Origin of the sequence: Pseudomonas nitroreducens, assembly GCF_024170165.1 — a bacterium.
Lineage (GTDB): Bacteria > Pseudomonadota > Gammaproteobacteria > Pseudomonadales > Pseudomonadaceae > Pseudomonas > Pseudomonas nitroreducens_C.
The window spans coordinates 135,558-149,967 of record NZ_JALJXP010000011.1 but is presented as its reverse complement, the minus strand read 5'-3'; the positions used below and the strand labels follow the sequence as shown (position 1 = coordinate 149,967).

At 66.0% G+C, this 14,410-nt stretch carries 14 protein-coding genes; 11 read left to right on the top strand and 3 right to left on the bottom strand.

Annotated features, from left to right (window positions below; all coding sequences use genetic code 11):
• Window positions 1-61 precede the first annotated feature (61 nt).
• The 3 genes from upp to J2T47_RS21310 all read left to right on the top strand — a co-directional run bounded on the left by upp (window position 62) and on the right by J2T47_RS21310 (window position 3,163).
• Window positions 62-700: a uracil phosphoribosyltransferase gene (upp, locus tag J2T47_RS21320; RefSeq protein ID WP_081516307.1), complete on the top strand. Its 639-nt coding sequence runs from the start codon at window positions 62-64 to the stop codon at window positions 698-700.
• Window positions 701-703: 3 nt separating this feature from the next.
• Window positions 704-2,005 carry a uracil-xanthine permease family protein gene (locus tag J2T47_RS21315; RefSeq protein WP_253451366.1) on the top strand — a complete coding sequence of 434 codons (1,302 nt, stop codon included), beginning with the start codon at window positions 704-706 and terminating at the stop codon, window positions 2,003-2,005.
• A gap of 159 nt (window positions 2,006-2,164) precedes the next feature.
• On the top strand, window positions 2,165-3,163 hold the full coding sequence (locus J2T47_RS21310; RefSeq protein WP_253451364.1) for a lysylphosphatidylglycerol synthase transmembrane domain-containing protein: 999 nt from the start codon (window positions 2,165-2,167) through the stop codon (window positions 3,161-3,163).
• A gap of 3 nt (window positions 3,164-3,166) precedes the next feature.
• Here J2T47_RS21310 and J2T47_RS21305 read toward each other — a convergent pair whose 3' ends face one another.
• Window positions 3,167-3,349, bottom strand: a complete 183-nt coding sequence (locus J2T47_RS21305; RefSeq protein WP_253451362.1) for a hypothetical protein — start codon at window positions 3,347-3,349, stop codon at window positions 3,167-3,169.
• A gap of 87 nt (window positions 3,350-3,436) precedes the next feature.
• The gene (gene purU, locus J2T47_RS21300; protein WP_017519713.1) at window positions 3,437-4,288 is read right to left on the bottom strand and encodes a formyltetrahydrofolate deformylase; all 852 of its coding nucleotides are present in this window, start codon (window positions 4,286-4,288) and stop codon (window positions 3,437-3,439) included.
• A 258-nt stretch (window positions 4,289-4,546) separates the two neighbouring features.
• On the opposite strand from purU, the gene mvaT reads away from it, so the two are divergent.
• A complete protein-coding gene (gene mvaT / locus J2T47_RS21295; RefSeq protein ID WP_253451360.1) occupies window positions 4,547-4,921 on the top strand; it encodes a histone-like nucleoid-structuring protein MvaT in 375 nt (124 codons plus the stop codon).
• A gap of 70 nt (window positions 4,922-4,991) precedes the next feature.
• On the opposite strand, the gene sbcB is transcribed toward mvaT, so the two are convergent.
• Window positions 4,992-6,422, bottom strand: a complete 1,431-nt coding sequence (gene sbcB, locus J2T47_RS21290; RefSeq protein WP_253451358.1) for an exodeoxyribonuclease I — start codon at window positions 6,420-6,422, stop codon at window positions 4,992-4,994.
• Between the two features lie 141 nt (window positions 6,423-6,563).
• On the opposite strand from sbcB, the gene J2T47_RS21285 reads away from it, so the two are divergent.
• The 7 genes from J2T47_RS21285 (at window position 6,564) to J2T47_RS21255 (ending at window position 14,397) form a co-directional block, all read left to right on the top strand.
• Window positions 6,564-7,379, top strand: coding sequence for a DUF975 family protein (locus J2T47_RS21285; RefSeq protein WP_253451356.1), 816 nt, complete (start codon window positions 6,564-6,566; stop codon window positions 7,377-7,379).
• Between the two features lie 88 nt (window positions 7,380-7,467).
• The gene (locus J2T47_RS21280) at window positions 7,468-8,205 is read left to right on the top strand and encodes an RDD family protein (protein WP_253451354.1); all 738 of its coding nucleotides are present in this window, start codon (window positions 7,468-7,470) and stop codon (window positions 8,203-8,205) included.
• Entirely contained in the window at window positions 8,202-9,188 is a 987-nt protein-coding gene (locus J2T47_RS21275; RefSeq protein ID WP_253451352.1) for a stage II sporulation protein M, read from the top strand. The genes J2T47_RS21280 and J2T47_RS21275 overlap by 4 nt, the downstream gene beginning before the upstream one ends.
• Entirely contained in the window at window positions 9,175-10,770 is a 1,596-nt protein-coding gene (locus J2T47_RS21270; protein ID WP_253451350.1) for a DUF4129 domain-containing protein, read from the top strand. Before J2T47_RS21275 ends, J2T47_RS21270 begins: the two co-directional genes overlap by 14 nt.
• Window positions 10,767-12,056: a DUF4350 domain-containing protein gene (locus tag J2T47_RS21265; RefSeq protein WP_253451348.1), complete on the top strand. Its 1,290-nt coding sequence runs from the start codon at window positions 10,767-10,769 to the stop codon at window positions 12,054-12,056. The genes J2T47_RS21270 and J2T47_RS21265 overlap by 4 nt, the downstream gene beginning before the upstream one ends.
• Window positions 12,053-13,072 (top strand): AAA family ATPase, encoded by a 1,020-nt coding sequence (locus J2T47_RS21260; protein WP_253451346.1) that lies wholly within the window; start codon window positions 12,053-12,055, stop codon window positions 13,070-13,072. Before J2T47_RS21265 ends, J2T47_RS21260 begins: the two co-directional genes overlap by 4 nt.
• A complete protein-coding gene (locus J2T47_RS21255; RefSeq protein ID WP_253451344.1) occupies window positions 13,069-14,397 on the top strand; it encodes a DUF58 domain-containing protein in 1,329 nt (442 codons plus the stop codon). Before J2T47_RS21260 ends, J2T47_RS21255 begins: the two co-directional genes overlap by 4 nt.
• The last annotated feature ends 13 nt before the right edge of the window (window positions 14,398-14,410 follow it).

The following is a 14,410-nucleotide window of genomic DNA, read 5'->3' as shown; positions in this document are numbered from 1 at the left end:
GGTAGCTAGGATGCATTACGCTACCGCAATTTTTTTGCCAGCCCGTCCGGAGAACCCATCCATGCCCGTCCTCGAGATCCGCCATCCCCTGATCCGCCACAAGATCGGACTGATGCGCCGTCACGATATCAGTACCAAGAATTTCCGCGAGCTGGCCCAGGAAGTGGGCGCCCTGCTGACCTACGAGGCGACCAAGGACCTGCCGCTGGAAAACTACGAGATCGAAGGCTGGGCCGGCCCCGTGCAGGTCGAGAAGATCGCCGGCAAGAAGATCACCGTGGTGCCGATCCTGCGCGCCGGCATCGGCATGCTCGACGGCGTGCTCAGCCTGATTCCGGGCGCCAAGGTCAGCGCGGTGGGCGTGGCGCGCAACGAGGAAACCCTCGAAGCGCACACCTACCTGGAGAAGCTGGCGCCGGACATCGCCGAGCGCCGCTCGCTGATCATCGACCCGATGCTGGCCACCGGCGGCTCGATGGTCGCCACCATCGACCTGCTCAAGAAAGCCGGCAGCAAGGACATCCGCGCCATGGTGCTGGTGGCCGCTCCCGAAGGGATCAAGGCAGTCAACGATGCGCATCCGGACGTGCTCATCCTGACCGCTTCCATCGACCAGTGCCTGAACGAAAATGGCTACATCATGCCGGGCCTGGGCGATGCCGGTGACAAGATCTTCGGCACCAAGCAGAAGGAAACCTGATAGATGGCCGATGAATTCAACGAACCGCTGTGGCGCCAGATCATCTCTGGCGCACAGATGCTCTTCGTGGCCTTCGGCGCGCTGGTGCTGATGCCGCTGATCACCGGCCTGGACCCGAACGTCGCGCTGTTCACCGCCGGCTTCGGCACCCTGATGTTCCAGATCGTCACCGGCCGCCAGGTACCGGTATTCCTGGCTTCGAGCTTCGCCTTCATCACCCCGATCATCCTCGCCAAGGGCCAGTTCGGCCTGGCGGCAACCATGGGCGGCGTGGTGGCCGCGGGCTTCGTCTACACCTTCCTGGGCCTGGCAGTGAAGGTAAAAGGCACCGGCTTCATCGACCGCCTGCTGCCGCCGGTGGTCATCGGCCCGGTGATCATCTCCATCGGCCTGGCCATGGCGCCGATCGCCGCCAACATGGCGATGGGCAAGGCCGGTGACGGTACCGAGCTGATCGCCTACAAGACCGCCATGTTCATCTCCATGCCAGCGCTGCTGACCACCCTGATCGTCGCGGTGTTCGGCAAGGGCATGCTGCGCCTGGTACCGATCATCGCCGGCGTGCTGGTGGGCTACGGCCTGTCCTTCGCCTTCGGCGTAGTCGACGTGGCGAAGATCGTTGCCGCGCCGTGGCTGGAACTGCCGAAGTTCACCGCACCGGAGTTCAACTGGCAGGCCATCCTGTTCATCGTTCCGGTGGCACTGGCCCCGGCCATCGAGCACATCGGCGGCGTCATCGCCGTGGGCGGCGTGACCGGCAAGAACTACCTGAAGACTCCCGGCCTGCACCGCACCCTGCTGGGCGACGGTATCGCCACCTCCGCCGCCGGCCTGTTCGGCGGCCCGCCGAACACCACCTATGCGGAAGTGACCGGCGCGGTGATGCTGACCAAGAACTACAACCCGAAGATCATGACCTGGGCGGCGGTGTTCGCCATCAGCCTGGCCTTCGTCGGCAAGTTCGGCGCCATCCTGCAGAGCATCCCGGTCCCGGTGATGGGCGGCATCCTCTGCCTGCTGTTCGGCACCATCGCCTCGGTGGGCATGAACACCCTGATCCGCCACAAGGTGGACCTGTCCCAGGCGCGCAACCTGTGCATCGTCTCGGTCACCCTGGTGTTCGGCATCGGCGGCGTACTGATCGGCACCGGCACCGGCCCGGATGATTTCGGCCTGAAGGGCATCGCCCTGTGCGCCATCGTCGCGATCCTGCTGAACCTGATCCTGCCCGGCGAGGAAGGCTGGGAAAACAAGGTGCTGGAACAAGGCGCCGGCGACTCCGCGGCCGACAAGCCCGCCGAGTGAGGTCCGGGCGCCGCCTCGCGGCGGCGCCCTGCCCACACAAAGTCAGGCGAACGCAGCATGCCGATCACGGTCCATTCTGCATGACAGTTCGCACCCGACAGGAGGCACTCCCATCCGCTTCGCCTCAATGACCCCGCCCCTCCCTGACCGGGTGCGCCCGTGAGCCGTGCCGCGTGGCTGTTGATCGGCCTGATCGGCGCCTCGCTGATTCCCCTCGCCCTCGGCGGGCGGGAGATGCTCGAGCATGTCCTCGCCTTCCCCCTCGACCAGTTGCTGATCATGTTCGGCATGATCTGCCTGTGCTGGCTGATCAATGCGCAGAAGCTGCGGGTGCTGCTCAACGGCCGCGCCGGGGAGATCGGCAAGGTACGCTCGGTGGGCATCATCATGGCCTCGGAGTTTGCCTTCTACGCCACCCCCGGCGGCACCGGTGGCCCGCTGACCCTGATGGCCCTGCTCGCCCGCCACGGCATGCGCCCGGCCCACAGCAGCGCGATCTTCGCCGTGGACCAGCTGAGCGACCTGCTGTTCTTCCTCTGCGCACTGGCGGCCGTGCTGGTGTGGGCGCTATCGCACAGCGTCAGCCCGAACCTGGAGACTTCGCTGATCACCAGCGGCGTGCTGCTGGGCGGGATCTTCTTCGGCGTGGTATTGCTCGCGCATTTCCAGCGCCGGGTGATCAAGGCCAACGGCCGGCTGTTCACGCGCCTGGGGATGAAACCGCGCACACGCCTGCACTGGGCGCGCAAGTGCCTGCACTTCCGCGACACGCTGGTAAGCTGCCTGCGCCAGCCCAAGCGCCGGCTGCTGCTGATCTTCTCCTTCACCTGCTGCCACTGGATCCTGCGCTTCTCGGTGCTCTACATCACCCTCAAGGCGCTGGGCGTGGACCTGCACTGGGCCTGGGCCTTCCTGATCCAGCTGCTGTCGCTGGCGGCCGGCCTGGCTACCCTGCTGCCGGGTGGCGCGGGCGGCACGGAACTGACCAGCGCCGCGCTGCTCGCCCCGCTGGTGGGCAAGTCCACGGCAGCAGCCGCCATCCTGATCTGGCGCCTGGTGACCTACTACTTCTACCTGGTGATGGGCGCGCCGGTGTTCGCCCTGATGGCGGGCCGGCCTTTGCTGCGCAAGCTGATGGGGCTGCGCGAAAGCGCCTGAGGGTCAGTCGCTGGCGGGCTTTTCGTCGTCTGGCGACGCGGGCTTGAGGGAATCCCAGAGCTCGGCGGCGCCGGGAAAATCGGTGCCATCCTCGTCGCTCAGGGCTTCGGGATCGTAGCGGCTGGTACAGCCTTCGCCCAGGGTGGGCGGCGGGGTGGCGGTGCCGGGGTTCTTCGGGTCACTCATGCTGGCCATCTCCGTTGAGCGCAGCGCCCGCCGTCAGGCGACGGCGGGAGCATGCGGAGTACCCAGTCCAGAACGAAGCCGGGTGGATCAGTCGAATACCACGGTCTTGTTGTCGTGCACCAGCACGCGGTCTTCCAGGTGGTAGCGCAGGCCGCGGGCCAGCACCAGCTTCTCCACGTCCTTGCCCAGGCGCACCAGGTCCTCGATGTTGTCGCGGTGGCTGATGCGCACCACGTCCTGCTCGATGATCGGGCCGGCGTCCAGTTCCTCGGTCACGTAGTGGCAGGTCGCGCCGATCAGCTTCACACCACGCAGCGAGGCCTGGTGGTAGGGCTTGGCGCCGACGAAGGACGGCAGGAAGCTGTGGTGGATGTTGATCACCTGGTGGCGGTACTTCTGGCACAGGTCCGGCGGCAGGATCTGCATGTAGCGCGCGAGCACCACGTTGTCGGCCTGGTGTTCGTCGATCAGGCGCGAGACCTGCTCGAAGGCCGGCTGCTTGTTCTTCGGGTCCACCGGGACGTGGAAGTACGGAATACCGTGCCACTCCACCATGCTGCGCAGGTCATCGTGGTTGGCGATCACGCAGGGAATCTCGCAGTCCAGCTCACCGCTGTGCCAGCGGTGCAGCAGGTCGGCCAGGCAGTGCGACTCGCGGCTGGCCATCAGCACGACGCGCTTCTTCACCGAGGAGTCGGTGATGCGCCACTCCATGGAGAACTCGCGGGCAATCGGCGCGAAAGCCTGACGGAAACCGTCGATATCGAACGGCAGGGAGTCGGCACGAATCTCATGCCGCATGAAGAACCAGCCGTTGTCGTTGTCAGAATGGTGACTGGCCTCGGTGATCCAGCCGTTGTAAGTGGCCAGGAAATTACTCACCTTGGCGACGATGCCAACCCCGTCGGGGCAGGCGATCACCAGTCGGAAAGTGCGCATGGGTGTACTCCAGATACATCGCGAAGGCCGCCATTCTAGCGGCTCGAGGGGAAAAGATCAGCCATTGCCGTGGTGCGCCGACGAGAGCCAGTTCGGTGCATTGCGAATGCATCGGTTAATTACCGGCGAATGAACTAGTTAAATAATCCGGCAATTACCGATAAAACTTTTCCCAAGCATTTACTTGAACAACTTCGCTGACTATTATGTCTGCTACAAACTTTCCGCCACCGCTGGACCCAGAACAAGGTACCCAACATGTCGCTGATCAACGAGTACCGCGCTACCGAAGAAGCCATCAAGGAACTTCAGGAGCGCCTGAAATCCCTGGAACAGGACGACAAGCTGAAGAAAGAGCTTGAGTTCGAAGAGAAACTTCGCGCACTCATGGCCAGCTACGGCAAATCCCTGCGCGATGTCATCGCCCTGCTCGATCCGGACGCGAAGCTGAGCAAATCGCCGCGTACCGCAAAAGCCACCGTGAGCAAGCGCGCGCGCAAGGTCAAGCAGTACAAGAACCCGCACAATGGTGAAGTGATCGAAACCAAGGGCGGCAACCACAAGACCCTCAAGGAATGGAAGGCCAAGTGGGGCGCCGAGGCCGTAGAAGGCTGGGCCACGCTGCTGGGCTAAGCCTCTCCGACATGAAAGACGCCAGCCTTGCGCTGGCGTTTTTTATTGCCTGCGAGAACAGTGCGCGGCGCTACAGGCTATAACGCGCGCGCAGCGCCTGCGCATACTTGTCCCACTCTTGCAGCAGCAGACGCCCGGCCGGCGTGGCATTGACCAGCTGTTCGCTGATTGCCGCAGCGAAGTTATCCAGAGTATTCGGTGCGCCCCACTCCGCCTGGCTCAGGCGAGCACGGCAGAAGTCCTGCCATTGTTGCTGTTCCGCGGCGCTCAAAGTTTCCGGAAAATTGCGCGCACGATAACGGAACAGAAGTTCGGGAAGTCGCGCATCGTCGAACGGCCATTGCTCTTTCGCCAGGCGCGCAGGATCGGCCTGGCGCACCTGCTCGCACAATCTGCGATCACGATCACCAATAAATCCGTCATACAACTGCTGTTCGGGATCTTCACTGCCGGCGAAACTTTCCTCGGCATACAAGAGGGCGAGTTTGTCCTGCCAGATTGCCTTCGCCTCGGTCAGTGTCCGCGCCGCCGCCAGGCAGGCGTCGAGATCCAGGCCGATGCGCTCGCGATCCTGCGGGCGCAGGACGGACAGCGGCGCCACCACCGGGCATTTGTTGATATGCAGCAGCTTCAGCGGCACCGGCAACTCGCCCTCGGCCAGTTCGTCACGGCGCGTGTAGAGGCGCTTGCGCAGGGTTTCCGCATCCAGCTCCAGCAAGGGCGAGACTTCGGTGCCCAGGTCGCAGACGATCAAGGCGTTGCGGTTGCGCGGATGCCAGCCCAGCGGCAGCACCACGGAGAGATAATGCCGCGCACCGGAGAACATGCCGGAGATATGCACCATCGGCTGCAGCACGCGTACCTGATCCAGCACACCCTGCTTGCCGCGCAGGCGATAGAGGTAGTCGTACAGCTTGGGCTGGCGGTCACGCACCAGCCGCGCCAGGGCGATGGTGGCGCGCACATCGGACAGCGCATCGTGCGCCTGGCCGTGTTCGATGCCGTTGGCCGCGGTGAGGCGCTCCAGCTTGAGGCTGACGACGCCGTCCTGTTCAGGCCAGACGATGCCTTCGGGGCGCAGGGCGTAGGCGGTACGCACCATGTCGATCAGATCCCAGCGGCTGTTGCCGCCCTGCCATTCACGAGCATAGGGATCGAAGAAGTTGCGGTACAGGCTGTAGCGCGTCACCTCGTCGTCGAACCGCAGGCTGTTGTAGCCCGCCACGCAGGTACCCGGCTGCGCCAGTTCGGCGTGCAGGCGAGTCATGAATTCGGCCTCGCTCAGCCCGCGCTCTTCCAGCCGGTCCGGGGTGATGCCGGTGACCAGGCAGGCGGCCGGGTGCGGGAGGATATCTTCGCTGGGCCGGCAATAGAGGTTCAGCGATTCACCGATCTCGTTGAGCTCCTCGTCCGTGCGGATGCCGGCCACCTGCAGCGGGCGGTCGCGGCGCGGGTCGATTCCGGTGGTTTCGTAGTCGTACCAGAAGATGCTGGCGTTCATCGTTTTTCCTTGCCTGCAAGCGAGTGCGTCGCAGTCTAACAGTGCAGCCGACCACACTTCCAAAACGCCTCGCTGGCACCTCGCCAGCCCCCGCCTTTATGATGGGCGTCGCAAGGACACTCACTGGAAAGGACTTTCCTCATGCAAGACATCGCTGCACAAAATCCCTACAGCGCTCCGCTGAGCAACCTCGAAGCGAGCGCCGCCCAAGGCTCCGTCCCCTCCATCGTCGAGGCCCTGACGCGCGGCTACAACTTCGGTATCGGCGATCTGCTGGGCGAATCCTGGCGCCGCACCAAGGGCGCCAAGGGCCTGATCATCGGCGGCTTCGTGATCTTCTATGCGGCGATCTTCGCCCTGGTCAACCTGCTCAGCCTGTTTCTCACCGTGGTCGGCGTCGCCGGGATCGCCGGCATGGGCCTGCTCGGTGACAGCGAAGCGGCCGGCGGCATGGCAGTCGGCGCGCTGGTCGCGTTCTTCATCGGCTCCATCGTCCTGAGCTTCGTCGCCACAGCCGTCTGCTACCCGCTGCTGGCCGGCGTGAACATGCTCGGCATCCGTCGCGCAGCCGACCAGCCACTGCGTTTCAACGAAGTCTTCAGCCACTTCGGCCGCACTTTCCAGGTGGTGATCTGCGTGCTGCTGAGCACCCTCATGATCTTCATCGGCTACTTCCTCTTCGTGCTGCCGGGCATCTACCTGAGCATCGCCTACATGCTCGCCATCCCACTGGTGGTCGAGCGCGGCCTGTCGCCCTGGGCGGCAATGGAAGTCTCGCGCAAGGCCATTACCCAGCACTGGTTCAAGGTCTTCGGCCTGCTGCTGGTGTTCGGCCTGCTGTTCATGCTCAGCACCCTGACCCTGGGCATCGCGCTGATCTGGGTATTGCCGTGGCTGATCGTCGCCATCGGCGTGCTCTACCGCACCATCTTCGGCGTGCTGCCGCCAGCCAAGTGATCAAATCGGCCTGAGCCTGCCAGCGCGGTTGCCTCGCCGCACCGCGCTGGCTAGCATCTGGCACCTACGTCATCGACAGCGGTTTCCCTTGAGCCCAGCAGACCTCCATTCCAACGCGTCGCCCCACGCGCCCGTCCTGGATACCCGCTACCACGTGGAGACCCCGGAAGGCATCGACCTGCTGCTGCGTCCCGCCGGTGTCGTCCCCCGCGCCCTCGCCTACCTGATCGATCTGGGCATCCGCGCCCTGCTGATGGTGGCGCTGTTCATGCTGCTGGCCTTCCTCGGCGAACTGGGCACCGGGCTGGGGCTGATTCTCACCTTCATCATGACCTGGTGGTACATGGTGCTCTTCGAAGTGCTCAATCAGGGCCGCTCGCCCGGCAAGCAGATGATGGGCCTGCGCGTGGTGCACGACGACGGTACGCCGATCGGCTGGTCCGCCTCGCTGCTGCGCAACCTGCTGCGCTTCGCCGACATCCTGCCGTTCGCCTACACGCTCGGGCTGCTCAGTTGCCTGTCCAACGCCGCGTTCAAGCGCCTGGGCGACCTCGCCGCCGGCACCCTGGTGATCTACCGTGACCCGCCGCCGAGCCGCCCACAGGTGCCGCAGACCTCGCCCGAACTCGCCCCCTGGCCCCTGACCCTGCAAGAGCAGCGCGCCCTGATGAGCTTCGCCGAACGCGGCACACAGCTTTCGGCCGCACGCCGTGAAGAGCTGGCCGCCATCCTCGCGCAACCGCTGGGCATTGCGCCCGAGCAGGCGGAGGAACGCCTGAACCGCATCGCCAGTGGCCTGCTGGGCAACGGGGCGGGCCACCCATGAAGCAGGCCTTCTTCGAACAACGCCACCAGGGCAGCTGGAAGCGTTTCGCCAGGCGCCTTGAGCAACTGGAAACCGGCAAGCGCCAGGAATCGAGCGAGAAGCCCGAGGAATTCGCTGCCGACTACCGGCGCATCTGCCAGCAGCTCGCCCTGGCCCAGGAGCGCGGCTACAGCAGCCACCTGATCGACCAGCTGCAGCAACTGGCCATGCGCGGGCACCAGCAGTTCTACCGCCACCGCAGCCACCTGGGCGCGCGTATCCTCGGCTTCCTGGTCGCCGGCTTCCCGCGTCTGGTACGTGAGGAGTGGCGCTGCATCGCCATCGCCAGCCTGCTGCTCTACGGCAGCCTGCTGCTGATGGGCGTGCTGGTCTACCACTTCCCCGACCTGGTCTACAGCGTCATGGCGCCGGAGCGGGTGTCCGAGATGGAGTCGATGTACTCGCCGGAAGCCAGGCGCCTGGGCCCGATAAGCACACGCGATGCCGGCGATGACTGGAAGATGTTCGGCTACTACATCATGAACAACATCGGCATCGCCTTTCAGACCTTTGCCAGCGGCCTGCTGTTCTGCGTCGGCAGTCTGTTCTTCCTGCTGTTCAACGGGTTGATGATCGGCACGGTCGCCGGCCACCTGACCCAGATTGGCTACACCGAGACCTTCTGGTCCTTCGTCGTCGGTCATGGAGCCTTCGAACTGACTGCGATCACCTTTGCCGGCGCTGCCGGCCTCAAGCTTGGCTGGGCGTTGCTCTCTCCCGGCCGCCTGAGCCGCCTGGAGGCCCTGCGCCAGGCCGCCGCCCGCGCCGTGCAACTGATCGGCGGGGTGATCCTGATGCTGCTGATCGCCGCCTTCGTCGAGGGCTACTGGTCCTCCGTCACGCACTTCTCGGCCACGGTGAAGTACATCGTCGGTGCCTGCCTGTGGCTGCTGGTGGGCAGCTATTTCCTCCTGGCCGGACGGGGTCGCCATGCGCCTGACTGACGCCAGCGTCGCCATCCGCCCGCGCAGTGCCTGGGAGGCGCTGGACCTCGGCATCCTGCTGGCGCGCCGTCACGCCGGCCTGCTGATGGCCAGCTGGGCGATCGTCACCCTGCCGGTGTTCGTGCTGCTTTCCGTGTTGCTGTGGAACTACTCCAGCTGGGCGGTACTGATCTTCTGGTGGCTCAAGCCCGCCTTCGAGCGCCTGCCGCTGTACATCCTGTCGCGCGCGCTGTTCGGCGATACGCCAACGCTCAAGGAAGCGCTGCGGGCCTTCCCCGGCCTGCTCAAGGCACAACTGCTGCCCAGCCTGCTCTGGCGCCGGCTGAGTCCGACGCGCAGCTTCGACCTGCCGGTACTGCAGCTCGAAGGCCTCAAGGGCCAGGCGCGCAGCCAGCGTCTGGTCGTCCTTGGCCAGCGCAATGCCGGCGGCGCCACCTGGCTGACCATTGTCGGCATGCATTTCGAACTGGCGCTGTGGCTGGGCCTGACCACCCTGATGTACCTGATGCTGCCCAACCAGTGGGTGGAAGACTGGGAATGGCAGTCACTGATCAGCGTGGCGCAGGGCGACTGGGCGTGGCTGGAACACGTCAGCAACCTGATCTATGCATTGCTGCTGATCGTCTGGGAGCCGGTGTACGTGGCCTGCGGCTTCACCCTCTATCTCAACCGCCGTACCGAGCTGGAAGCCTGGGACATCGAACTGGTATTCCGCCGCCTGCGTCAGCGCCTGATCGGCAGTGCCTACGCCCTGCTGCTGGTCGTGGCCGGCGCCTTCGCCCTGCTGCCGGCCGATGACGCCCTGGCAGCCGGCTCCGCAACGCCCAGCGGCGTCAGCCACAGCTGCCCGCTGCCCGACCAGAATCCCGACGGCCCGCAGGGCGCTCGGCTGACCCAGCAGAAGCTCAACAGCGAAGACTCGCGCAAAGCCGCGGAAAAGATCCTTACTGCGCCGCCCTTCAAGAACAGCGAGAAGGTCACCAGCTGGCGGCTCCAGGAAGACAAGAAAGACCCGAAGCCGACCGACCCGGACGAGGCCAAACGGCTGAAGAGCTTCTTCGAGGCGCTGGGCGACTGGAAGGCCTTCCAGTTCGCCGTGCAAGGCATCGAAGTGCTGCTCTGGGGCATTCTGTTCAGCGTCATCGCCCTGGTCATCTGGCGCTACCGCGAATGGCTGCGGCTGTTCGTCGGGCGCATCGGCCTGCCACAGAAGCCGCTCCGCGAAGCTCCCAGCGTGCTGTTCGGGCTGGACCTGGCGCCGGAAACCCTGCCCAGCGACGTCGCCAGCGAGGCCGAGCGCCTGTGGGACGAACACCCCCGCGCGGCCCTCGGCCTGCTCTACCGTGCGCTGCTCAGCCGCCTGCTGCACGACTTCCGCGTGCCGCTGCGCGAATCGGCTACCGAAGGCGAAGTCCTGCTCCGTGTGGCTGACCTCAATGATCCGCCGCTGGACAACTTTGCCCGCAGCCTGACCCAGCAGTGGCAGGCACTCGCCTACGGCCACCACGCGCCACAGGCTGAACTCAAGCAGCAGCTGTGCGAAGAATGGCGCCACCTGTTCGGCAGCGAGGTGCGGGCATGAAGCGCGGCAACCTCGCCCTGCTGCTGTTGCTCGTCCTGCTCGTGTTCGGCGGCATCGGCTACTACCTGTACCGCAACCTCGAGCACTACACCGAGACCGTCGAGCACGGCGCTTCCCCGGAAGCTCGCGCCAATCCCTATCTCGCCGCCGAAATGTACCTGCGCGGTCGTGGCATCCGCGTCACCACCGCCCGCGGCATGGAAGTGCTGGACCAGTTGCCGAGCAAGGGCCAGACCCTGATCCTGCTGGGCACCCGCGAGAACGTCACGCCGTCGCAGAATGCGCGCCTGCTCGACTGGGCCAATCGCGGTGGCCACCTCATCGTCACCGCCGAAAGCCTGTGGGACGAGGACGAAGGCAAGAGCGGCGACGCACTGCTGGATCAGTTGGGCGTACAGCAATTCCTCACCGCCGACCTGAAGGACAAGGAGCAGGAGAAATCCGCTCCGACCGACGACAAGCCTGCCGAAGCGTCCGCAGGTCAGGCGCAGGAAGATGCCGCCAGGCCGGAAGTGGAAGAGGAACATCCGGACCAGGCTTCCAGCGCCAGCGACAACGCCGCCGCTGAGGCCGATCCCTACCCGAACCTGACCAAGCTCTACCTGGAGAACGAGAAGGCCCCGGCCTACTTCGACTTCGACACCGACTACCACCTGTTCGACTCGAAGAACCTTGCCTACGCCTGGGCCAACAGCGCTGATGCCACCCACCTGCTGCAACTGCAGCAGGGCCAGGGGCTGATCACCGTGCTGACCGACAACTGGCTCTGGCAGAACGCCGAACTCGATTCCTACGACAACGCCTGGCTGCTCTGGTACCTGACCCAGGACAGCGCCGTGACGCTGGTCTACCGCGCCGACGGCACCAGCCTGATGACCCTGTTGATGCGCTACTTCCCGCAGGCACTGCTGGCCGCCGTCCTGCTGCTGGCCCTGGTGCTCTGGCGCAACGGCCTGCGCCAGGGCCCGCTGCAGCCCAACCCGGATCGCAGCCGCCGGCAGCTGGAAGAACACCTGCGCGCTGGCGCCGACTTCGTCCTCCGCCAGCGTGGCCAGCTCGCCCTGCTGCAGAGCCTGCAACGTGACGTGATGCGCCGGGCGCGGCAGCGCCAGCCCGGCTTCGACCGCCTGCCGGTCGCCGAACAATGGCAAGCTCTGGGCCGCATGACGCGCATGTCGGTCAGCGCCATCAGCCAGGCCATGCGCCCCTATCCGCAACAGCGCATGGCCGTCGCCGAATTCACCCGCCAGGTCGCGCACCTGCAAAGCCTCAGGAATGCCCTATGAGCGAACAGACGCCCGAACAGCCCGGCTCCACCGCCGGCACCGCCCCCAACCCGGGCGCCCAGCGCCAGCGCGCCAGCCAACTGGGCCAGGCGCTGCGCCACGAACTGCAGAAGGCCCTGATCGGCCAGCAGGAAGTGATCGACGACGTGCTCACCGCCCTGCTCGCCGGCGGCCACGTACTCATCGAAGGCGTGCCCGGCCTGGGCAAGACCCTGCTGGTGCGCGCCCTCGCCCGCTGCTTCGACGGCGGCTTCGCGCGCATCCAGTTCACTCCCGACCTGATGCCCAGCGACGTCACCGGCCACGCCGTGTACGACCTGGCCACCGAGCAGTTCAAGCTGCGCAAGGGTCCGGTGTTCACCCACCTGCTGCTGGCGGACGAGATCAACCGCGCCCCGGCCAAGACCCAGGCCGCACTGCTGGAAGTCATGCAGGAGCGCCAGGTCACCCTCGAAGGCCGCGCCCTGGCCGTGCCGCAGCCGTTCATGGTGCTGGCGACGCAGAACCCCATCGAGCAGGAAGGCACCTACCCGCTGCCTGAAGCCGAGCTTGACCGCTTCATGCTCAAGCTGCGCATCGACTATCCGCTGGAAGCCGAGGAGCAGACCCTGGTGCGCCAGGTCACCCGTTCGGCGCGCAGCGACATGCTCGACGTGGCGCCGATGCGCGCCCTGCTCAAGGACAAGGACGTGCTGGCCCTGCAGAAGATCGCCGCCGACCTGCCCATCGATGACCAGGTCCTCGACTACGCCGTGCGTATCGCCCGCACCACCCGCAACTGGCCGGGCCTGGCGCTGGGCGCCGGGCCGCGCGCATCCATCGCCCTGGTGCGTTGCGCCCGCGCTCGCGCCCTGCTGCGCAGCGGCGACTTCGTAATCCCCGACGACGTCAAAGGCAGCGCCCTGGCCGTGCTTCGCCATCGCGTGCGCCTGTCGCCGGAGCTGGAGATCGAAGGCCTGTCGGTGGACCAGGTGCTGAAACAGCTGCTCGACCAGGTACCGGCGCCGCGCGTATGAAGCCATCGCGCGCGCTCCTCGCGCTGCTCGGCGCCCTGCTGGCGATTGCCATCGCCCTGGGCGCAGCCGAGGCTCTGGACTCGGGCTCGGCGCTGCTCGGTCGCCTCTGGTGGGGTGCGCTCTGCGCGCTGCTCCTGCTGGCGCTGGCCGATGCCCTCTGGCTGCGCCGCACGCCGTCGCCCGAGCTGCGCCGCCAGCTGAGCGGCAACCTGCCGCTGGGACGCTGGAGCGAAGTGCGCCTGCAATTCCATCACCGCTATGCCCAGCCGCAGCGCATCACGGTGTTCGACCACCTGCCCGCGGGCATGGACTTCGAATACCTGCCGCAGACCGTGGAGCTGCATCCTGGCGAGCAGACCGAACTGGGTTACCGCGTGCGTCCGCTGTCCCGCGGGCATTTCGTCTTCCAGCGCTGCGAGATCGAACTGTCCAGCCCGCTGCGCCTGTGGAAGGGCCGGCGCTACCTGGAACAGCGTGACGAAACCCGCGTCTACCCGGACTTCGCCCGCCTCTACGGTGCCGAACTGATGGCGGTGGACCACTGGCTCAACCGCATCGGCGTGCGCTCCGGTCAACGGCGTGGCCTGGGTCTGGATTTCCATCAGCTACGCGAATTCCGCGACGGCGATACCCTGCGGCAGATCGACTGGAAGGCCACCGCACGCAAGCGCACGCCCATCGCCCGCGAGTACCAGGACGAGCGCGACCAGCAGATCCTGTTCCTGCTCGACTGTGGCCGGCGCATGCGCAGCCACGACGGCGACCTTTCGCACTTCGACCACTCGCTCAACGCCAGCCTGCTGCTGGCCTACGTCGCGCTGCGCCAGGGCGACGCGGTGGGCCTGATGACCTTCGCCGGCGACCAGCCGCGCCATCTGCCGCCGGCCAAGGGCAGCGCCCAGCTCACCGCCCTGCTCAACAGCGTCTACGACCTGCGCAGCAGCCAGCGCCCGGCGGACTTCCCCGCCGCCGTGCAGGCCGTGCTGACGCGCCAGCGCCGCCGCGCGCTGGTGGTGATAGTGACCAACCTGCGCGACGAGGATGACGAGGAACTGGTGGCTGCGGTGAAACGCCTCGGACGCCAGCACCGCGTGCTGGTCGCGAGCCTGCGCGAAGAAGTGCTGGACCGTCTGCGCCAGACGCCGGTGGAAGGTTTCGAGGAAGCCCTGGCTTACTGCGGCGCGGTGGATTACCTGAACGCTCGCGCGGGGCTGCACGAGAAGCTGGCGGCCCACGGCGTGCCGGTGCTCGACACGCGTCCGAGCCAGCTGGGGCCTGAACTGATCAGCCGCTACCTGGGCTGGAAGAAGGCTGGCGCGCTGTAACCACGCGCCACAA